Origin of the sequence: Psychrobacter sp. SHUES1 (genome assembly GCF_001652315.1) — a bacterium.
GTDB lineage: Bacteria > Pseudomonadota > Gammaproteobacteria > Pseudomonadales > Moraxellaceae > Psychrobacter > Psychrobacter faecalis.
Genome location: NZ_LXWA01000047.1, coordinates 1 through 20,550, shown reverse-complemented (window position 1 = coordinate 20,550; position 20,550 = coordinate 1). Strand labels below are relative to the sequence as shown.

Sequence of the window (20,550 nt, the reverse complement as noted above, 5' to 3'; positions counted from 1 at the left end):
ACGTAAAGATTATTTCAAATTTATCAATAACTTAGATTGAGATATTGGCTATCTTAAAATCGACGTAAGCATATGCTTACACGCAATGACGCTTACGCGACTTAACACGCGGTGCATAATTTGACACTATACACACACGGCATAAGGGAATGTGACTCAAGGATTGAGTTGACCGTATTAAGGATAATAGTTCAATCGCTGGCATCAGGATGATAAAGGCAATTGAAATAAGGACACATGACCCGTGCTGCAGGCAGATAATGCCAGTAGTAGTCAGAACAAATGGGCAGGATGCCCGGCTATCACAAGATACTCAATATCTTGCAAGGATGCAGCGATTAGAGTGGTGATGGGTAACAAGGATGGTTAACAATAAAACCGCATAACAATTAATTGCTATGCGGTTTTATCGTGTCTGGGTGTTAAGAATTCTCCATTCAGATTCTCTCAGAACGTGTATTCCTCAGAAAACCTCTATCATGCCAGTTACCTCAAATGATAACGACCTCATATTTTTATCGTTAAAATCCATAAGCCAATATGATGAGTAGTTACTTATAGAAAATGAAAAGGCACAGACGATAAAAAAGGCCACATTAAATCAATGTGACCTTTCTCAATAAATAGCTTATAAAAATCTATATGTAAGAAAATTCTTATAAGACAAATTAGTATTTGTTTTCAACGCGCCATGCATCTACTTCGCGCTCAGCGTCATCTTTACTGTGACCATAACGCTCTTGGACTTTACCCACGAGCTTATCACGGCTACCTTCAATATGTAGTAAATCATCATCAGTTAGGTCAGCCCACTTCTGCTTGACCGTACCCTTCATCTGTTTCCAATCACCTTTTAGCGTATGTTCGTTCATTATTATAGTCCTTATTTTAGTTATCAAAACTTTACGGTAAATAGTTTAAAAATTCTAACGCTATAAACCGTAAAGTGCTTTAGGAGCAGGTTATTATTTATGATTGTTCTTATTTATCTCGTACTGTTTTAAGCACTTTACAGCTAGCCCGTGGCCAACTTGTGATACCAATATATGAATTTCAGACCGCCGTGTCTGTATGAGCAATGTTTGTAGTGTTGCTTAATTATGGTCATTGCTCTTGCTATGTTATGTAGGGCATAGTTGTGTAATAGATAGAGTACTTTGTCAGAGCGATACGTAAAGAAAACCAGTAGCTAAATGTCTACCTATATAGTGCTTTATCCTTTTTTATCTGTTTATAAATCTTAATTCTAAAACTATTAATGGAAAATCAAACCTTTTGCGCATCTGATTGTAGACTTGTTATTTAAATAACTATAAGCTTATAGCTGAAATCATAAGCCTTAGACAATGAGGACAGAATAACAGTGAGTCCAATTAATACCGTAAACGCCACAAGATTAGATACGAAGCGTGAGCTGGCAAAAGCCAAAACCCGTCGTACCTTATTAAAAAGTGCGCTGCAGCTTTATAGCTTGGAAGGCGCTTGCGGCATGAGTATGAACAAAATCGCTAAAGGGGCGGGAATAGCTCAGCCAAGTTTTTATAATCACTTTGACAGCGTAGAGACGCTACAAAGTGAATTGAGTAGGCAATTAAAAGACAATTATTTATCACCGATGCGTAAGGCGTGGGCAGATATGCTTGGAGATTATCCAACGCTGTCTAGAGCGGCGTTCAATCAGCGCTGTCAGCATTGCTTGACGCTGATTTTTACAGCCGCCTTTCAAAATATTAGGTTATTCCAACGGTTACTCGAAGACAGTCTGCGCTTTAATTTGCGAGTAGAAGATAAAGGTTTGGGAAGTTTGTTTACCGACATACGTGAAGAATGGACAAAGATATTTATCCAAGGATTGCAGTCAGCCGAGTGTTCTTTTGAGACGTTTGAAGTTTATCTCTGCGTTGATAGTGCGAGCGCGCAGGTTCATGAGTTGATATTAGGCTGTCATCAAGGACGTTATTCACAGCAGCAAGCGATTGCGATGTTGTGCAAAAACTTTGATGGGCTTTTTGGTGGATTTTTTATCAATAATGAGCAAGTAATAAGTAGCTAGTGAGCAAATTAATGAATGTGGAGCTCGCAAAATTTTTAAGACTAACGAATCTATTCATACCATAAAACCATAAAACGGAATTTAGTTAGCGAAAGCGATAGTAACGATCACAGGGAGCGTGGCCATGAGCAGTAAACAAACCAAGACGAATGAGCAAACACATTTTAGAACCTGCAATCTGTGTGAGGCGATGTGCGGTATTGAAATAAAGCACGATGGAGCAAAGGTATTATCGATTAAAGGTGATAAAAATGACCCATTTTCTAAAGGTTATATTTGCCCAAAAGCAACTGCCTTACAAGATTTGCATGAAGATCAAGATCGCCTGCGTCATCCCATCGAGAGAACCGCTAACGGTTGGAAAACAATCAGCTGGGATGATGCGCTCGATAAAGTAGCTGCGGGTATTCAGTCAGTACAAAAGAAACACGGCCAAAATGCTTTCGGTGTTTATTTAGGCAATCCCAACGTCCATAATCTGGGCGGCATGCTGACCATTAAGCATCTATTAAGCAGTATCAAGACTCGCAGTCGTTTTTCTGCAACCTCGGTCGATCAATTACCGCACCATATCGTCAGCATGCACCTGTTTGGTCACATGCTGCGTATCCCCGTGCCTGACGTCAATCGCACCCAATATATGCTCATCATTGGTGGCAATCCGCTGGCATCTAACGGCAGTATTATGACCGCGCCAAATATGCGCCAAAAGCTAAAAGACATCAAAGCCCGCGATGGCAAAGTAATCGTTATTGATCCAAGACGTACCGAAACTGCTGACATTGCAAGCGAGCATCATTTTATCCGTCCAGCAACCGATGTTTTATTTTTGCTTGCTATGCTCAATGAAATCTATGACCAAGGTTACGCGGACAAAGCACGGACTAATAATAGAGCGGCGGCGCTTGCGCCAGAGATTGCGCGCTTGGCAGATTTCGCTAAAGACTATAGCGCAGAGTTAGTTGCTGATATTACTGGCATTGCCGCAAATGAGATTAAAAGACTGGTCAAAGAGTTTTGCGAAGCCAAAAGCGCCGTCTGCTATGGGCGCATGGGCGTATCGGTGCAGGAATTTGGCTTATTAAGCCAGTATTTGATTATGGTGATTAATATCGTCACCAGACGTTTGGATGAAGTAGGCGGCCTCATGTTCCCCAATCCTGCGCTTGATGTGGTCAATAACTCCGGCCCAGGTTATTTAGGCAAACGTCATAGCCGCGTGAGTAATTTGCCTGATTTCAATGGTGATTATCCTGTCGTAGCGATGGGTGACGAGATGCTGGTAACAGGCGAGGGTCAATTAAAAGGCTTTATGACCGTTGCAGGCAACCCTGTCCTCAGTACGCCAAATGGTGAAAAGTTAGATAAAGCCTTTGCCAATTTGGACTTTATGGTCGCGATTGATTACTTTGTCACAGAAACCAGCCGGCATGCCAATATTATCTTGCCACCCGTCTCGCCGCTAGAGCGTGACCATTATGACGTTACCTTTAATAATTTTGCTGTACATAATGTCGCTAAATACTCTCCAGCATTGTTTTCTAAGAAAAAAAGTGCCAAACATGATTGGCAAATCTATTTGGAATTAGCAAAACGCCTCGATAAAAAAGCGCCGCTTACGACCAAAATTGAGCGCCGATTGATTAAGACTTTAGGACCAAAATTTTTGCTTGATCAAGGCTTGAGACGTGGACCTTATGCTGGCATGAATCTAAATAAACTCAAGAAAAAGCCACATGGACTGGATTTAGGCACGCTCAAAAGAATGCTACCGCAAGCAATAAAGCATAAAGATAAGCAAATTCATCTTAATATCGATTTTTATCAAGCCGATTTAGCGCGCGTGCAAACGATGATGCAGGATTATGATGACAAACAGATTTTACTTATCGGTCGTCGTCATGTACGCAGTAACAATTCATGGCTGCATAATAGCTATCGCTTGGTAAAAGGCAAGCCACGCTGTACGCTGATGCTGCATCCTGAAACAGCGAAAGAATATGGTATTAAGGATGGACAGGAAGTAAAAGTGACCTCGCGCGTTGGTAGTGTGACGATCGTAGCAGAAGTCACCGATGAGCTAATGCCTGGCGTAGTCAGTATTCCTCATGGTTGGGGTCATGGTCGTAAAGGTGTGCAGCAAAAGATTGCGCAAGCGCATGCCGGTGTCAGTGTTAATGACTTGACGGACGATACCTTAATCGACCAGCTAAGTGGTAATGCGGCGGTCAATGGCGTACCTGTGCAATTGCAAGCAATCGAGCCAGAGGTGGTTGATTTGGAAACTGTTGATACTGAGGTTAATGCTGATATTAAATCAGGAAGCGCTGCATAAAATAGCTCTAAAATAAAAGTCTTTAATTTAAAAAGGCACTTAAAAAAGTGCCTTCTTTACGTTTTTAATTTTAAGTTCCTAAACCTATAAAATCAAAGTCTACTTGCGGTGTCTCGCCTTGTATCAATAAACTGATCGCCTTTGCCGAACCACAAGCATGCGTCCAGCCAAGCGTGCCATGACCGGTATTTAGCCATAAATTATCAAAGCTGGCGTTTGTATTGACACTACCATGACGGACTTGACCATGATGCGCGCGCCCTATTAATGGTACATTTGATGGCGTCATTGGGCGCAGTCCTGTCCAATATTGCACAGAATTGGCAATGATACCTTTGGGAAATAACTGCTGTACGCGACGAGTAATGGCTGCACAGCGCGTGCTATTTAAATCCATATTATAGCCGTTAAATTCCGCCGTACCTGCGACGCGTAATTTGTCACCAAGGCGCGAGGTGACTAATTTAAACTCATCATCAATAAGGCTGACGAAAGGTGCTAAATGTGGCGCACGCGGATTGACTTGATAAGTGGCTGAATACCCTTTGGCAGGGAAAATCGGCAGATGGATATTGAGCGGTTTCATGAGCAATACGCTATAGCTGCCAAGTGCCAGTACATAATCGTCAGCGCTAAAAGTCTGTGCGTTTTCGCCCTTGGGACGAATGGTCATACTATGCACGTGCGGGCGAGCAGAATGGGCGTCGGTGTTTAACGCCAAAATGTCGGTATCGTATAAAAATTTCACGCCAGCATCGATGCAGCGCTGCGCCAAACGCTGGGTAAATAAATGCGCATTACCCGATTCGTCACGGCTGGTGTAAGTGGCGCCTTTGAGCTTATGAGCAATAGGGTAAAGCGCAGGCTCAAGGCTAATAGCATTATTAATATCAATCACATAGCGCTCACAGCCGAGCTCTTGCATACGCTCGGTTGGCGCGATGGCAGCATCAAACTCAACTTGGTTGGTATAAAAATGCATGATACCGCGCGTTTGCTGCTCGTAATCAATACCAATATCAGCACGCAGCTGCTGCAATGCTTCGCGTGAGTACAAGCCCAAACGCACCATCTGTACCAAATTGGCATCGGCTCGTTCTGCGCGGCATTCTTGTAAAAACTGCATTGCCCATTTCAACTGCGCTTTATCAGCTCGCAAGCGGTAGAGCAGCGGTGCATCTTCACGAAACAACCATTTAAGCGCTTTCATTGGTGTGCTCGGATTTGCCCAAGGGGTTGCGTGCGAGACGGATATCTGCCCACCATTGGCAAATGAGGTTTGCATACCGGCAGCAGATTCGCGCTCAATGACGGTCACATCGTAGCCTGCTTGCCGAAGATACCAAGCGCTGGTCACGCCCACCACACCTGCTCCGAGTACCGCAATATGGGTCATAAATTGCTCTGCTGCATTTTAGTAAAAGTACTTTTTATAATACGAGTTGGACTGCGAAATAGACTATCAAACCTTTCCCGTTATTTTTGACGGGCGACATCTGCTTGTAGTGCTGGTGGTAAATCTAATATCGTAAGCTCACTATCGGCTAAATGCTCTGGGCGGGCAACAACCAATGCCTTAAAGCCATTAGCATTTATATCATCATCAGCAATGGCATTGACCACCTGAATTTTCTCTAGTTTATCACCTGCGGCTGGCACCTCACCTGTGCCGCTGACATAATGTAAAAACGCTTTTGGCGCGGCTTTAAAGTAAATACGGGCAATAACTTCTTGACCGAGGTAGCAGCCTTTATCGTAGTCCATACCGCCGCGCTGATGTAGGCGCAGCTCTTGCGGCTGAAACTCGCCTCGTGTGTCCGCGACTATCCAATAATTACCCGCTGCAAGACTCGCCTGCATCCACGCTTGAGTGTCATCGATAGTATTATGCTCGTCTTTATGACTAAAGGTTGGCACTCCATCGAGTACGCAAGGATAAATGGGCGTTGGTGTACTGGTATCAAACTTTGAAAAGGCGCCAAACTTTTTAAGATGCGCTTGCAAAGCCTCAGCGCAATCGGCACTGATGACTACATCAAAATGCTTTTCGTCTTGTTTTTTAATCCAAATACCAAAATCGATACGACCTTTTAAATTGCTAAGCGCCGTTGCTTGATAGCTAAGCCCAAGCTTAGTGACATCAGAGGTTAGCTGCCCTTGTAAGAACTTTGCGGCATCTTCACCTTGAATGGTTAGTTGAACAAATTGTGGCAATGTTGATTGAGTCATTATTATTGTCCTATTTATGAGTCGCTATAGCCTCAGATATTAGGGTTAATACTGAGTGATTAAAGTCGTTATAAGACTTACTGTTAAAATAATGCGAAAAAGTCGTTATTTAAGTTTTTACCATCTTTTTAGTACCTAAAGACAAATGGTTATCAAATCAAATTTGGTTACAGCAGAGTACCACAAAAAACCACGTGATAAAAAACGTCCGCGTTAAGGGATAAGCGAATGTATCAATTAGTCACAGTTCTGTGTTTACAAGCGGAGCGATTGGTGAAAGCTGGCGAGTTACGGTACAATGTTAGCGTTAGAATACACCCAATTTATCACGGCTGACGAGGAAATTATGAGCTTACCCAATTGCCCAAAATGCGATGCTGAATATACGTACGAAGATGGTGCGTTACTGGTATGTCCGATGTGTGCTCATGAGTGGACCGCGGCTGAAACCGATGCGGCGCAGGCTGAAGCGCAAGATGCGGTCATTCGTGATGCGGTCGGTAACGAGCTGCAAGATGGCGATACCGTCACCGTGATTAAAGACTTAAAGGTCAAAGGATCATCAACCATTATCAAAGTCGGCACCAAAGCAAAAGGGATTCGTCTGTTGCCAGATGCCTCTGATGGTCATGATATCGACTGTAAACTCGATGGTTTTGGACCGATGAAGCTCAAATCGTCAGTGGTTAAAAAAGCTTAAGTTTTTGTTAATTAAGTGATTGTTAATTAAGCTATTGTTAATAAAATAACATCAAAAGAATAAGTAGAGACTAATTATGAGCACTAAAAATGAACAACTTTTTGCGCAAGCCCGCAAACATATTCCTGGCGGCGTAAACTCACCGGTTCGCGCCTTTGCTGGCGTTGGTGGTACGCCTATTTTTATGCACCGTGCTAACGGCAGCAAAATTTATGACACCGAAGACAATGCTTATATCGATTATGTCGGCTCTTGGGGGCCGATGATTTTGGGTCATGCGCATCCAAAAGTCATTGATGCGGTTAAAAAAGCCGCTGATGATGGTTTGAGCTTTGGTACACCAACGCCATTTGAAACCACCGTGGCTGATAAGATTTGCGACATCGTCCCAAGTGTTGAGATGATTCGCATGACAAGCTCAGGTACAGAAGCGACCATGAGCGCGATTCGTTTGGCGCGTGGCTTTACTGAGCGTGACAAAATCGTCAAATTTGAAGGCTGCTACCATGGTCATTCCGACAGCTTACTGGTAAAAGCGGGCTCAGGGATGCTAGATATTGGCGAGCCGACCTCAAAAGGCGTGCCAGCGGACTTTGCCAAGCATACGATTACTATTCCTTATAATGACCCACAAGCGATTAAAGAATGCTTTGCAAAATGGGGTAGTGAGATTGCTTGCGTGATTGTCGAACCAATCGCCGGCAACATGAATATGGTCATTCCGACCCAAGAATTCCATGATACTTTGCGTGCAGAATGTACCGCCAATGGCGCGGTATTGATTTTTGATGAAGTAATGACCGGTTTTCGCGTCGGACTTGGCGGCGCGCAAGCGCATTTTGGCATTGACCCTGATTTGACCTGCTTTGGTAAAATTATCGGTGCTGGCTTACCCGTTGGTGCTTTCGGTGGTAAAAAAGAAGTGATGTCTTGTATCGCGCCACTTGGCGGCGTTTATCAAGCGGGTACGTTATCAGGTAACCCGCTGGCTATGCGCGCCGGTATCGCGATGTTTGAAGACTTAACCGTTGATGGTTTTTATGATCAATTATCTGCGAAAGTAGACCAGCTTATTGATGGTATCCAAGCGGCGGCGGACAAGCATGGTATCAATCTGCGCACCAATAAATTGGGCGGCATGTTTGGGATGTTCTTTGTTAAAGACAAGGCGACAAACGTACCGCAAAATTTTGATGACGTCACCGAATGCGACATGGAGGTGTTTAATACTTTCTTCCATGGCATGTTAGAGCGCGGTATCTACCTTGCGCCATCGGCCTATGAAGCAGGCTTTATGTCAATCAAGCATAGTGATACAGACATCGAAGCGTCTATTAACGCCGCTGATGAGATTTTTGCTGAAATGGCAAAAGCGTAAATCATTTGGTTAAAATTACTTGTCTAAAATTTAAAGTTTAATGTTCTTTAGAATTTATATCTGCAACATAAAAACTAGCAGGATTATCGTGCTGGTTTTTTTGTGCCTGCGTATTAATAAAACGAATTTTTAATAAATGGTGGAAGTTTTTTAGGCTTGAAAATAATCTATAACCTAAAAGTATCCTTGTTCTAGAACCTATAATACAACGACTAAGTTGTGCTATTCTGAGAGCACCAATCACGTTTTAGCAAGGATGCAATTTGATGGATAATAGCTTTGAAAATAATGCGCCAAGTAGCCGTGTTCCGCCATTATGGCAGCGAGCTTACGAGCAATATGGCTTGGAAAATAATTTGGATGTGTTAAACGGTAAGGACAACCTGCTTGATTTATTACAACCAAAAATTGATCAGCACAGTAGCGCTATTGCTTTTAGCATGGGCGCTGCCACCTTAAATTTTGCTCAGTTAGATGTTGCAAGTCGCCGCTTTGCTGCTTTTTTACAAGCACAAAACATTCAAAAGGGCGACCGTGTTGCGGTGCAATTGCCAAATATATTGCAATATGCGGTGGTGCTGCTTGGTTGTCTGCGCGCAGGGGTAGTATTGGTAAATGTCAATCCGATGTATACCCAGTATGAGTTGGCCCATCAGCTGACAGACTCTCAAGCGTGTGGATTGGTGATTCTCGATGGTATGTCGGCAGCTTTCGATAAATTGGATGATGAGGTTAAAGCGCAACTGTCTTTAGTCGTACATTGTTCTATCAATCCGAGTGCTGAGCTTATCGATAATGATATTGCTATCCTTAACAGTATTCATTGTTCAACCGAAAATGACGGTGAAAATGAGCTTACAGTTGCAAAATCTCATCAAGAACGTTATGTGAGCTTTGCTCATATTATGCAAGCGTACCATGCAGATCAGTTTCAGCCACCGACCATCACGCGCGAAGACTTGGCGTTACTCCAGTATACGGGCGGCACAACGGGTAAGCCAAAAGGCGCGATGCTTACTCATTATAATTTGATGGCTAATATTTGCCAGTGTTATGCAATGTTTGGCAGCGTTGTCGAAGCAGGTCGCAGCGAGCAAATCAAGATACTTAACCCTTTACCGCTCTATCATATTTTCTCCTTCACGGTTTGTGGTTTACTGGGTATTTATGGCGGCTGGGAAGATATATTGATCACCAATCCGCGCGATATCGATGGCTTAGTAAATAGCATTGAACAGCATCAGCCGCATGTGATTCCTTCGGTCAATACGTTATTTAACGGCATGCTCCATCATCCAAAGTTTACCGAGCTTGATTTTAGTCGCTTGGCATTATCTATCGGTGGCGGCACCGCGATTATCAAAGCGGTATCTGACCGATGGCAGCGCGCTACAGGCATGATTATTAATGAAGGTTATGGCATGTCAGAAACGTCGCCGGTTATCTCTTTTAATCCACCAGGGATAGATAGCTTTAATGGTAGCGTCGGATTACCTTTAGCCATGATGGATATCAAAATCATTGATGAGCAAGGAGCCGCCTGTGCTGTTGGCGTGCCCGGCGAAGTGGGGATTAAAGGGCCACAAGTGATGCAGGGTTATTGGGGTTTGGATAATACAGAGACCTTTACCGATGATGGGTACTTTAAGTCCGGTGACATCGGCATGTTAGATGAAAATGGCTTTTTGACATTGATTGATCGTAAAAAGGATATGATTTTGGTTTCGGGTTTCAATGTATATCCAAATGAAGTGGAAGCGGCGCTGACGGAACATCCTAAAGTGCTCGAGGTGGCTGTCGTTGGCATTGAAGATGCGCACAGTGGCGAAGTGCCAAAAGCGTTTGTGGTTAAAAGAGATTCCAGCTTAACGGCTGAGGAATTGGCGGCGTTTGCCAAAGAGCGTTTGACCGGTTATAAGCGTCCGCAAGCTTACGATTTTATCGATGAGTTACCAAAAACCGCTGTAGGTAAAATACTTCGTAAGTCTTTACGCTAAATAGCTGCTAAATAATAGATTTTTGATAACAACATAAAAAACTGGGCTAGCGTCTTAAACTGGCCCAGTTTTTGTTTTTTCTGTTTATTATCAATAAATTTAACGCGCTTTATCGAACTTACGGTCTTTTAAGCTCAAATTACCGCGGAGCACGTCGGTGAACATACGAATATCACCAGCAAAACTTTGTAATGGGTATTTAAAAGTAGCAGGTTTGTTTTTCTCAAAGAAAAAATGCCCGACCCACGCGCAAGCATATCCCGCAGCGATGCCTTTAAGCAGCGGTTTGGCTGAGCGATTTTTGACAGACTTTGCTAAGCCTAATAAGCCAAAGCTACTACCCGCGAAATGCAAACGGCGGCAAGCCATATTTTGATGCTCATTTAGATAAAAATCATAAAATTTATGTTTGGCTGGGTCTGCTACCTTGATAAGCTTGCCATTACTTTGTTTATTAATATGAGTATCGGCATTTTCAGTTTGGGCAGCTTTGTTTTGTAAGGTTTGGGTAGTAGTTTGATTCATGGTTTTGCTTCCTTGCAAATTAGTTGTTTTAAATAAAGATGAGTATTCAATCGCAAAATTGGTCGCTGCTTTATGTAATGAGCTTATATAACCAATGTTTATAATATAAGTAAGTACTTGTTATCTATTACAATATACCGGCTAATTATGAGATTCTAACGCATTTTTAATGTAGCAAACCGACTGTATTAAAATAAGCGTTAGAGACTGACTTTAAGGTTCTGGTTTAATCACTGTTTAGCCAGTATTTAATTGAGCCTTCTTAGATATTTGGGTGTTTTTGCAAGCTGTGTTTAGCGATGGTAGCCGCTGACTTGCCAGCGTTTGGCATAAATGCTTTAATGGCAAAACTTGCTCATATTTTTTATTTTAAAAGCTTGAAAGCTTTTAAATACCACTTTATCTAATACGGTAACAATCTCGCTTATGCCCAAAGACTACCTAAAAAATCCACCACTTGCTGAAGATGAAATGATGGCCGCTATTGATATCGGCTCCAACAGTTTTCATCTGGCGATTGCGCGTCTCGACCACGGTGAAGTGCGAAAAGTGGTGTCTATGTCTGAAAAGGTGCAGCTCGCTGCCGGACTCGATGAGAATAATATCTTGGGCGCGGCGGCTGAAAAGCGCGGTCTTGAATGCTTAAGCCGCTTTGTGGCGCGTTTGGATTCGGTGCCGCCCGAGCGTATTCGCGTGGTAGCGACCAACGCCCTACGCCAAGCAAAAAACGCCAATGACTTTATTACTCGGGCCAATAAAATTTTGCCCAAACCGATTGAGATTATCGCTGGACGTGAAGAGGCACGTTTGATTTATTTGGGCGTCTCGCACACCAATGCCAGTAGCGATAAGCGGTTGGTCGTCGATATTGGGGGCGGTTCGACAGAGTTTATCATCGGTCAAGAGTTCGATCCGTTATTGACCGAAAGCTTACAAATGGGCTGCGTCGCCTTTACCCAAAAGTATTTTGCGGACGGCTTAATTACTAAAGAAGCCTTTAATAATGCCATCTCAGCGGCGCGCAAAGAAGTGCTGGCGATTAACGGCCGTTACCAAAAAACCGGCTGGAGTAGTGTGGTTGGCTCAAGTGGGACGATTAAAGCGGTGCGCAACGTCCTTGTGTCAAAAGGCTGGGCAGATGAACAAGAACGCATCACCTATAAAGGTGTTAAAAAGTTAGAAAAATTATTGCTTAAAATTGGCAACGTCGATGACATTGAATTAGAAGGCGTCAAAGAACACCGTAAAGCGGTTTTCCCGGCGGGCGTTGCGGTATTGCGAGCGGTGATGAAAGTGCTCGGCATTGAGACCATGGTGTATTCAGATGGCGCGCTGCGTGAAGGCGTTATGTACGATATGCTTGGACGTTTTGCTAGCGAAGATGTGCGTGACCGCAGTGTGCTTGCGCTGATTAAACGCTACTCTGGCGATAAAAAGCAAGCCAAACAAGTGGTCAAAACCAGCCGCAGTTTATTTGAGCAAGTCAAAGAAAAGCTCGGACTTAGTACAGAAGATGGTGATTTACTTAGACGAGCAGCGTCATTACATGAAATCGGTTTAGCAATTGCGCATAGCGGCTATCATAAACACAGTGCTTATTTGGTTGAATACTCTGATATTCCAGGTTTTTCGCAGGTCGATCAAAAACGCATGGCGCAGCTGATGCTCAATCATCGCCGTAAGCTCAAAGCGGATATGTTAGAGCAGGCTTGTATAATCGGTGGCGATTCGCTGGTTTATCTGTGTTTGCTGCTACGTTTAGCGGTGCTCGCGCATCATAGCCGTAGCGAGCATGAATTACCAAAACTGGGTTTAAAAGTGATTGACAATAACCGCTGGCAAATCACCGTTGGCGAGAGTAGTGAGCACTATACTTTCTTATTGTCAGACTTGCATACGGAGATTGAGCAATTCGCTAAATGGGGCGTAAAGCTAGACGTCGTTGATGGCAGTGTAATTGAGGCATAAGGGCTGATTGCTCATACTGTTTCTTAATGCCGACTCTTAGTACTGATTCTTAATACTGATTCTTAATGCGAAGCCGTTACTATTATAATAATGGTGCTACGGATTAACGTAACAAAAGCGGCGTTGTCAGTAATGCCATGCGATTTAAGATGTGCTACTATAGCTTCTATTGAGTTTACAACTGTACTTTCATTATTTGAGAGTCGATAATAACAGTATTAACTAACACAGCCATTATTAACCCTCACCACATTATATAGAATTATGAAAGGGAAGCGTCTATGAGTACCGTCTGGGATAGCGTTCAGCTTGCACGGCATGCCAAACGTCCATTATTTATGGACTATGTCAATCAGCTGTTTACCGAATTTGATGAGTTGCATGGCGACCGTGCTTATGCAGATGACAAGGCTATTCTTGGCGGTCTTGCGCGCCTAGATGGTCAGCCTGTAATGGTAATTGGTCAGCATCGTGGTCGTAGCACGCGTGAGCGTATCGCACATAATTTTGGCATGGCAAACCCCGAGGGTTATCGCAAAGTCATTCGTTTGGTCAAAATGGCTGAGCGCTTTAATATTCCGGTGATGACCTTTGTCGATACCCAAGGTGCCTACCCCGGAATCGGTGCTGAAGAGCGCGGCCAAGCGCAAGCCATTGCTGAAAGTATCGCCGTATTCTCTAGCCTTAAAGTACCTGTTATCGTCACTATTATTGGTGAAGGCGGCTCAGGTGGCGCATTGGCAATTGGCGTTGGCGACAAAGTAAATATGCTCCAAAACAGTATTTATTCAGTCATTTCTCCTGAAGGCTGTGCGTCTATTCTGTGGAAAACTGCGGAAAAAGCCCAAGATGCCAGTGAAGCATTAAAACTGAATGCCATTAACCTTTATCAAATGGGCCTAATTGACGCAGTTATCGATGAAGGCGAGGGTGCTCATCTTCAGCCGCAGCCAGTCATGACGGCGCTAAAAGCATTAATTGTTGAGCAATTAGATGAGCTTAAAGATATGGATGCGGATGAGCGCTGCGAGCTGCGTTATGAGAAATTGAAGTCCTTTAACTCAGAAGTGATGTTGCCTTGCTAAGCATTTATATGAAAGTATATTGCTAAGTTACTTAGACTTAGCTTTTAACGACATCGCTTTGCGCTTAATGTTAAAATAAAAACGTGTCATTTTATGGCGCGTTTTTTTGTGCCGACTTGTTTATGTTTTAATTGATTGATACGTAAATAAAACCACCTAATAAATAAGAAAGATTATGACCAGTAGCGCCATCCTTCCACACCCCATTGAGCCAGTTGCAGAACTGCCTATCGATGCTGTTCTAGCAGAGGCATTGTTAAAAAGTCTAGCTGAATATGGCGAGCAACTACATGGTCGGCGAGTTTGGCTGGCGTGTAGCGGGGGGCGAGATTCGTTGGCATTAGCAGCGCTATGTGTGCAGCTTTATCGCCACGGTAAACTGCCATTTTTGCCGCAATTACTGCATGTCAATCATCATCTGCAAGCGGCTAGTGGCGCTTGGGCGCAGCACGTTGCTAATTGGGCGAAGGCGCAAAATATACCCTGTCGAATTTTACAGGCGCAGCTCAATGGTCGAGATGAACAAGCCGCACGGCAAGCGCGCTATGATGCGATGCGCGCGCAGCTTAATCAAGATGACGTTTTATTATTAGCTCATCATGCCGATGACCAAGCGGAAACGGTTTTAATGCGTCTGATTCAAGGCGCTGGGGTGAATGGTTTGTCTGGTATGCAGCCGTGGCGCATTCAAACGCAGGGCACACTTCGCATAGTATTATGGCGACCGTGGCTGACTATCAAACGCGCCACTATCAGCGCCTATACTCAGCGTTTAAAGCTGCCATATATCGACGATCCAACCAACGATGCTGGTGATAATGTGCGTAGCGGCCTACGTCGAGACATCATGCCGATATTGGCGAGCTATAACTCCAACGTTATTGATAATATTGCCCGTAGCGCGCAGTTATTAAGTGACGCGCAATTAATAATCAATGCCCAAGCAAGCGAGGATTTGCAGCACACAGAGGTTGCCTCATTACAGCTGCCGCCTGCCCAGCGCGTGCTAAATATAGATAAATTGCAAAAACTACCGATTTATCGTCAGCGACAATTATTGCATCATTGGCTTGGTCAAGATGAGCCATTACCGACAGCCAAACAGCTCGTTGATGATGTGTTAAGCCTAAGCCAACGTGATGATAATGACCATCAAACGGCGCTTTTTTGGCAAGGTCGCAAGCATTCCTATAGCATTCGCCGCTATCGTCAGCAGCTTTATCGTTTAAGTAGTGATTGGCTCAAGTGGTTAGAGTTGCCGCTTGCCAAGCAGACTCAAACCTTATCTAATTTTACTGAGTCTAATCTTATTAAGGCTGATGTTCAGGCAACTGGCAGACAACCTGTTGCAATTAATTTACGTAATGAGGATAAATTTGCTTGGCAATTAAAAGTTTTGCCAAATGAAGTAACGCAGCTATTAAAAAGCTATGAATATAAGGTGAAGGTAACCTTTGCACCATTAGACAGGCAACAGCGTATACAAACCGCACTGGCATCGCGCCCGCAATCTGGTAAAAAACTCTATCAAACCTTGGCTATTCCATCATGGCTGCGTGAGAGTTTGGTAGTAGTGAGCGTTACTTTTATGAATAAAGAAAGTAGTAAAAATGAGCCTTTAGAGAACGATTGCCCGATAGAACTGCCTATTTTATTATTATCACCTTTTGAAAGCTGGGCGTTGAATGCTGAGCAGGCGAATATTAGTGTAGATGTAAAACAGCTTGTCGCATTTATCAACAGCCATTTAACTCTGCATAAAACCTGTTAAATAATAAATATGGTGCGTTCTATAGTGATAATTACTTAAACAGCAACGCCATTACTGAGTCTTTCAATTTATCAAACGACGCCAGTAGCAGTATGGTAAACTGAGTGTCATTTTACCTATCATTATGTTAGTTTGAGTGCCTTTGCATTTTTTGAATAGGAGACACGTATGTCAGTATTAGATAATAAAAAAATCAGCTTTATCGGTGGCGGTAATATGGCGCAGGCTTTGATTAGTGGACTTATCAGCTGCGGCGTCAAACCGAGTCTGATTACCGTTGCTGATCCGAGCAGTGATGCGCGCGAGCAATTGGCTGCTAAAGGATTGAATACGGTCGATCCAACGGCCGATGCAAAAGCGGCGGTTATCGGTGCTGACATCGTGGTATTGGCAGTCAAGCCGCAAGTCATGAAAGTGGTGGTCAGTGGTTTTGCTGACGTTTTAGACACGCAGCTGGTGATTTCAGTGGCAGCAGGATTATCGACTGCGCTGTTATCAAATATGCTAGGCGGCTATAGCAATATTGTTCGTGCGATGCCAAATACGCCAGCGATGATTCAAATGGGTGCGACTGGTCTGTACGGTACGGATAATATTTCTGCCGAACAAAAGCAATTGGCAACTGCGGTAATGGAAGCGTCAGGTCTGGTCATGTGGGTCGATAATGAAGAGCACATGCATGCGGTCACCGCCGTATCAGGCTCAGCGCCCGCTTATATGTTTTACTTTATCGAAGCGATGGTCGATGGCGGAGTCGCGTTAGGATTGGATAAAGAGCAAGCTTCAGCGCTAGCGATGCAAACCATGCTTGGCGCGGCGAAAATGGCGCTGCGTAGTGAAGATGCACCAAGCGAGCTACGCCGTAAAGTCACTTCACCAAATGGTACCACCCAAGCAGCTATCGAGTCCATGCAGGCCAATGACATCAGCCGTCAAATCGTTGAAGCCATGCAAGCTTGCGCCGATCGTAGCCAAGCGCTAAGCGAAGAGATGAGTAAATAGTACTGAATAGCTAGTACGCTATTGATAGGGCATGTCGCGGTTGATGAGATGCCTTATTAATAATTATAAGAACTTAAAGTCATAAAAAACTTAAAGTCATAAAAATGCCTGATAATGACATTCGTCATCCTAAAACCCGTTAATAATGTCACCTTGAGTAGCACTTCATGAACAACCTGTTATTGCAAATTTTTGATTTGATCACCACCTTCGCCATGATGTTGGTATTTATCCGTTTTATGCTGCAGTTTGCAGGCATGGATGCCAGCAACCCTATGATTGCGCCTGCTTATAGAGCCACCCATATCGTTGATGTATTTGGGCGTATTTTCCCCACCGTCGGCCAAGGTCGTATCAGTATTGCTGCCATTGTCTTGATGTTTTTAATTCGCCTGATTGATATCTCTGGCAAGGCGGCATTGACCCATAAAGGTATCGCGCCTGTGCCGCTATTTTTTACTGGTACTATCAGCTTGATATTAGACTTTTTACGCATGTGCCGCTATCTGGTCATCGGTTCTATCATTGTCAGCTGGATTGTGGTGTTTACCCAGTCTCAGCATCCGATTATTGGTATTATTGTTATGTTGGCTGAGCCAATTTTAGCGCCGTTTCGTCGTATTACGCCAAATTTGGGCATGATTGATTTATCGCCAATGATTGCTTTCTTTGCCTTTTATCTGCTGGAAATCTTTATCGGTGGCTTAGCATCTAGCTTTATGCCGATGTTGGGTTAGGCTGGCTTAATAAAATTTAAAAAACTAGCGATTCTATAAAAGATACAAAAGGCGCTCTATAAAATATAGAGCGCCTTTCTTTATTTACCATCTATAGATTGTTCTAAAATTCTACAAAGCGATTGGGTATCAATTGAGCGTTGGCATTATTAGGGTGCGGCGCATCAGCGGCACGCAGCGTTTGGGTAATCCAACTATCTGCCGCTTTTACCGCATCGATAAGCGCGTCACCCATCGCCAAACGTCCAGCGATAAAGCTCGCTAATGAGCAACCAGAACCGTGAAATTCGCCTTTTAGGCGCGGTAAAACGCTTTTATGCACCATTTCGCCTTTGATATATAGATATTGCTCGATATCACCGCTATCAAAGTCGTGTGAAGTTTTGACCAATACCGCTTGAGTGCCTTGGGCGCATAGTTTTTGCGCACCGATATGCAAATCTTGCTCGCCGCTTAAGGCGCGTAGCTCATGCGTATTTGGGGTGATTAACGCCGCATAGGGCAGTAGTTTTCTAAACGCCGTTACCAAGGTTTGCTCATCACCTAAGCTACCGCCGCTATTGGCAACCAATACCGGGTCGAGTACAAATGGCGTCTCAGCTGCGATAACCTGTTCAGCAAATAAACGCGTCAGCATAGCGATATTGTCAGTGGTGCCAAGCATACCTGACTTAATCACGCGCACAGGTAAATCATCGAGCACTGTGGTCGCCTGCGCTTCTAGCAAGGCGGCAGCACAAGCCTCAAAACCAAATACCTGCTGCGAGTTTTGAATGGTGATTGCCGTACAAGCGATGGCGGCATGCGCGCCTGCTTGACCGACTGCCTCGATATCCGCTTGTAATCCAGCACCACCTGACGGATCCAATCCTGAAAAACACAGTACTACCGGTCGCATAACCCTTCCTTTTATTTGTCCTATAATGAATGATAAATACTATAGCCATCCATTGACCAAAAAGCCATAGCCAGCAGATTTTGGTAAATATAATCAGTGGAAAGTAATATCAATACATCTGCTGATATCAATTTTTCTTGCTTGCTGTGCCTGCGCAGACAGAGGCTACAAAAAATTGATATCAGCAATCCCGTAGCGATTTTGGGATATTTTGACTATAAGTAATAAAACCTAAAAATTCTGAAACTCACCGCTAAATAAGATATTCCTTATGCCTAGAGAATAATAAAACCATTTAAATTAACAATTATGACAAAAGCGGCATTAAATCTGTAGACAAGGCTTGCAATTCGTTTCGGCTTTGTTATAATACTCGCCCACGGCATAAGACGTATCATTAGCATCGATACTGTGTTTAGAGAAATAGTTTTTATAAAAATATTTTGATAAGCGTCTTAAATCGTCCGGTGAAGTGGGTGAGTGGCTGAAACCAGTTCCCTGCTAAGGAACCATACGTGTAAGCGTATCGAGGGTTCGAATCCCTCCTTCACCGCCATTTATTCAGTTGTTATAAAGAGTAATGACGCAAAAATAGCGTTAATGATATTTTAGATTAACATTCAAAAATAATTTGAATTTAATTAAAAAATAAGTTGACACAAGCGAGATTATCTATATAATAACCAACCTAATTTACTGCAATTGTTTTTGAATAATTCAGTAGATAATGTGCAAAGTACGCGCTTGTAGCTCAGTTGGATAGAGCACTTGGCTACGAACTAAGGGGTCGGGAGTTCGAATCTCTCCAAGCGCACCATTTGCATACTAGCTTATTTGTTCATGTAACCATTAAGCTAAACTAAATTAATCGCCTGTCTTATGACAATTTGGCGATTTTTTTATGTCTGTCATTTTTATAGCAGTACAATCTGGTATTGATGTTTTTTCCTAAACTCAAATTCTCCTGCCCTTGTACCAAAAGTCTTGTCTTATCATAAGGTACGCTAAGCGCCTGAATTACGGTACAATGAGCGCTCTATTTTTCGCTTGTTATGGGCTGGTATCATGTCAAAATCATCACCAAAAGCTGCTACTAAAGCAAAATCGCCACGCAACAACTCAGCGCATCAAGACTCCGTTGCCGAAGAGGCAGTGATTGCCAAGCCAGGCACGCGTATGGCGGCCATCCTTTATGATGGTATGTTGATTTTGGCACTACTGTTTTTGGTTGGTACGGTGCTGACAGTAATTGGTACGCTATTGACGATGGAGACGGGCACGCAGTCACAGCAAGCCAGATCGCTACCGACATGGTATCAAAACTTTATTATGACCCCTTCGTTTATCCTGACGCTGGTGGGCTTCTACGGGCTATTTTGGCGCCGCGGTGGGCAAACACTAGGTATGCAAACGTGGCGCTTAAAAACGGTCAATAATGATGGTCACCTGCTTACGTGGGGGCAGTCGTTCAAACGTATCTTGGCGGCGAGCCTGATGCCGCTGATATTTGGACTCATCGGTAGTGTCATCGGTGGTTCACGCGCTATCTTATTGACCAGTGCTTTTTTGGGCTTTGTTTTCAACTATGCCTTTTGTCTGTTTAATCGTCGCGGTTTGGCAATACAAGACATGCTATCAAATACCATCACTTTAAAAATGCCGAAAACAGAAAATGAAGGGCTATGGCGGGTGATTAGAAACCGTAAGCAGGATAAATAAATAGCATAAAAAAAGCTGAATCTTAATTAGATTCGGTGTAATGGACAAAATTCATGCTAAAAAGTAGAAGGTAGTCGCTAATGGACATAATTCATGCTATTTGAGTGACTTTGACCCTAAAAAGTCTTTAATAAACCGCAACTTACGCTGCTC

Annotated in this window: 16 protein-coding genes and 2 tRNA genes; 13 read left to right on the top strand and 5 right to left on the bottom strand. The window is 43.5% G+C overall.

All coding sequences use genetic code 11. The annotated features are described in order from the left end of the window. Positions 1–668: 668 nt before the first annotated feature. Entirely contained in the window at positions 669–872 is a 204-nt protein-coding gene (locus A7325_RS06260; protein WP_068405819.1) for a CsbD family protein, read from the bottom strand. 491 nt (positions 873–1,363) lie between these two features. Here A7325_RS06260 and A7325_RS06255 point away from each other — a divergent pair, with 491 nt between their 5' ends. Together A7325_RS06255 and A7325_RS06250 are read left to right on the top strand one after the other, a co-directional pair. Beyond that, positions 1,364–2,053: a TetR/AcrR family transcriptional regulator gene (locus A7325_RS06255; RefSeq protein ID WP_068405816.1), complete on the top strand. Its 690-nt coding sequence runs from the start codon at positions 1,364–1,366 to the stop codon at positions 2,051–2,053. Between the two features lie 124 nt (positions 2,054–2,177). Next, complete coding sequence (locus A7325_RS06250; protein WP_068405813.1) at positions 2,178–4,388, top strand: molybdopterin oxidoreductase family protein; 2,211 nt, start codon at positions 2,178–2,180, stop codon at positions 4,386–4,388. A gap of 70 nt (positions 4,389–4,458) precedes the next feature. On the opposite strand, the gene A7325_RS06245 is transcribed toward A7325_RS06250, so the two are convergent. Together A7325_RS06245 and A7325_RS06240 are read right to left on the bottom strand one after the other, a co-directional pair. Continuing rightward, the gene (locus tag A7325_RS06245) at positions 4,459–5,784 is read right to left on the bottom strand and encodes a D-amino acid dehydrogenase (protein ID WP_068405810.1); all 1,326 of its coding nucleotides are present in this window, start codon (positions 5,782–5,784) and stop codon (positions 4,459–4,461) included. Positions 5,785–5,864: 80 nt separating this feature from the next. Next, complete coding sequence (locus A7325_RS06240; RefSeq protein ID WP_068405807.1) at positions 5,865–6,617, bottom strand: YgfZ/GcvT domain-containing protein; 753 nt, start codon at positions 6,615–6,617, stop codon at positions 5,865–5,867. Positions 6,618–6,963: 346 nt separating this feature from the next. Between A7325_RS06240 and A7325_RS06235 the strand changes: the two genes are divergently transcribed. The 3 genes from A7325_RS06235 (at position 6,964) to A7325_RS06225 (ending at position 10,692) form a co-directional block, all read left to right on the top strand. Continuing rightward, positions 6,964–7,317: a zinc ribbon domain-containing protein YjdM gene (locus A7325_RS06235; protein ID WP_068405853.1), complete on the top strand. Its 354-nt coding sequence runs from the start codon at positions 6,964–6,966 to the stop codon at positions 7,315–7,317. Positions 7,318–7,393: 76 nt separating this feature from the next. After that, entirely contained in the window at positions 7,394–8,695 is a 1,302-nt protein-coding gene (hemL, locus tag A7325_RS06230; RefSeq protein WP_068405804.1) for a glutamate-1-semialdehyde 2,1-aminomutase, read from the top strand. A 266-nt stretch (positions 8,696–8,961) separates the two neighbouring features. Continuing rightward, positions 8,962–10,692 (top strand): AMP-binding protein, encoded by a 1,731-nt coding sequence (locus A7325_RS06225; protein WP_068405801.1) that lies wholly within the window; start codon positions 8,962–8,964, stop codon positions 10,690–10,692. A gap of 99 nt (positions 10,693–10,791) precedes the next feature. Here the strand turns inward: A7325_RS06225 and A7325_RS06220 are convergent, their stop codons facing one another. Beyond that, a complete protein-coding gene (locus A7325_RS06220; protein ID WP_082894317.1) occupies positions 10,792–11,217 on the bottom strand; it encodes a DUF962 domain-containing protein in 426 nt (141 codons plus the stop codon). Positions 11,218–11,643: 426 nt separating this feature from the next. Here A7325_RS06220 and ppx point away from each other — a divergent pair, with 426 nt between their 5' ends. The 5 genes from ppx to A7325_RS06195 all read left to right on the top strand — a co-directional run bounded on the left by ppx (position 11,644) and on the right by A7325_RS06195 (position 17,780). Further along, positions 11,644–13,185, top strand: coding sequence for an exopolyphosphatase (gene ppx / locus A7325_RS06215; RefSeq protein ID WP_068405798.1), 1,542 nt, complete (start codon positions 11,644–11,646; stop codon positions 13,183–13,185). A 281-nt stretch (positions 13,186–13,466) separates the two neighbouring features. Beyond that, positions 13,467–14,270: an acetyl-CoA carboxylase carboxyltransferase subunit alpha gene (locus A7325_RS06210; protein WP_068405795.1), complete on the top strand. Its 804-nt coding sequence runs from the start codon at positions 13,467–13,469 to the stop codon at positions 14,268–14,270. Between the two features lie 175 nt (positions 14,271–14,445). Further along, positions 14,446–16,041 carry a tRNA lysidine(34) synthetase TilS gene (gene tilS, locus A7325_RS06205; protein ID WP_068405792.1) on the top strand — a complete coding sequence of 532 codons (1,596 nt, stop codon included), beginning with the start codon at positions 14,446–14,448 and terminating at the stop codon, positions 16,039–16,041. Positions 16,042–16,209: 168 nt separating this feature from the next. Beyond that, positions 16,210–17,043 (top strand): pyrroline-5-carboxylate reductase, encoded by an 834-nt coding sequence (gene proC, locus A7325_RS06200; protein WP_068405789.1) that lies wholly within the window; start codon positions 16,210–16,212, stop codon positions 17,041–17,043. A gap of 167 nt (positions 17,044–17,210) precedes the next feature. Continuing rightward, complete coding sequence (locus tag A7325_RS06195; RefSeq protein ID WP_068405786.1) at positions 17,211–17,780, top strand: YggT family protein; 570 nt, start codon at positions 17,211–17,213, stop codon at positions 17,778–17,780. Between the two features lie 103 nt (positions 17,781–17,883). Here the strand turns inward: A7325_RS06195 and A7325_RS06190 are convergent, their stop codons facing one another. Next, the gene (locus A7325_RS06190) at positions 17,884–18,678 is read right to left on the bottom strand and encodes a hydroxymethylpyrimidine/phosphomethylpyrimidine kinase (protein ID WP_068405782.1); all 795 of its coding nucleotides are present in this window, start codon (positions 18,676–18,678) and stop codon (positions 17,884–17,886) included. A gap of 466 nt (positions 18,679–19,144) precedes the next feature. Here A7325_RS06190 and A7325_RS06185 point away from each other — a divergent pair. The 3 genes from A7325_RS06185 (at position 19,145) to A7325_RS06175 (ending at position 20,397) form a co-directional block, all read left to right on the top strand. Next, a tRNA-Ser gene (locus A7325_RS06185) sits at positions 19,145–19,234 on the top strand. 184 nt (positions 19,235–19,418) lie between these two features. Beyond that, positions 19,419–19,495: transfer RNA gene (locus tag A7325_RS06180), tRNA-Arg, on the top strand. 248 nt (positions 19,496–19,743) lie between these two features. Beyond that, entirely contained in the window at positions 19,744–20,397 is a 654-nt protein-coding gene (locus A7325_RS06175; RefSeq protein WP_068405779.1) for an RDD family protein, read from the top strand. The last annotated feature ends 153 nt before the right edge of the window (positions 20,398–20,550 follow it).

What these genes read in the sequence shown, in the direction of transcription:
- hemL (WP_068405804.1), top strand. Translation starts at nt 7,394, where the DNA reads ATGAGCACTAAAAATGAACAACTTTTTGCGCAAGCCCGCAAACATATT.
- tilS (WP_068405792.1), top strand. Translation starts at nt 14,446, where the DNA reads ATGACCAGTAGCGCCATCCTTCCACACCCCATTGAGCCAGTTGCAGAA.
- A7325_RS06210 (WP_068405795.1), top strand. Translation starts at nt 13,467, where the DNA reads ATGAGTACCGTCTGGGATAGCGTTCAGCTTGCACGGCATGCCAAACGT.
- A7325_RS06195 (WP_068405786.1), top strand. Translation starts at nt 17,211, where the DNA reads ATGAACAACCTGTTATTGCAAATTTTTGATTTGATCACCACCTTCGCC.
- A7325_RS06175 (WP_068405779.1), top strand. Translation starts at nt 19,744, where the DNA reads ATGTCAAAATCATCACCAAAAGCTGCTACTAAAGCAAAATCGCCACGC.
- proC (WP_068405789.1), top strand. Translation starts at nt 16,210, where the DNA reads ATGTCAGTATTAGATAATAAAAAAATCAGCTTTATCGGTGGCGGTAAT.
- A7325_RS06190 (WP_068405782.1), bottom strand. Translation starts at nt 18,678, where the DNA reads ATGCGACCGGTAGTACTGTGTTTTTCAGGATTGGATCCGTCAGGTGGT.
- A7325_RS06235 (WP_068405853.1), top strand. Translation starts at nt 6,964, where the DNA reads ATGAGCTTACCCAATTGCCCAAAATGCGATGCTGAATATACGTACGAA.
- A7325_RS06225 (WP_068405801.1), top strand. Translation starts at nt 8,962, where the DNA reads ATGGATAATAGCTTTGAAAATAATGCGCCAAGTAGCCGTGTTCCGCCA.
- A7325_RS06250 (WP_068405813.1), top strand. Translation starts at nt 2,178, where the DNA reads ATGAGCAGTAAACAAACCAAGACGAATGAGCAAACACATTTTAGAACC.
- A7325_RS06245 (WP_068405810.1), bottom strand. Translation starts at nt 5,784, where the DNA reads ATGACCCATATTGCGGTACTCGGAGCAGGTGTGGTGGGCGTGACCAGC.
- A7325_RS06260 (WP_068405819.1), bottom strand. Translation starts at nt 872, where the DNA reads ATGAACGAACATACGCTAAAAGGTGATTGGAAACAGATGAAGGGTACG.
- A7325_RS06220 (WP_082894317.1), bottom strand. Translation starts at nt 11,217, where the DNA reads ATGAATCAAACTACTACCCAAACCTTACAAAACAAAGCTGCCCAAACT.
- ppx (WP_068405798.1), top strand. Translation starts at nt 11,644, where the DNA reads ATGCCCAAAGACTACCTAAAAAATCCACCACTTGCTGAAGATGAAATG.
- A7325_RS06240 (WP_068405807.1), bottom strand. Translation starts at nt 6,617, where the DNA reads ATGACTCAATCAACATTGCCACAATTTGTTCAACTAACCATTCAAGGT.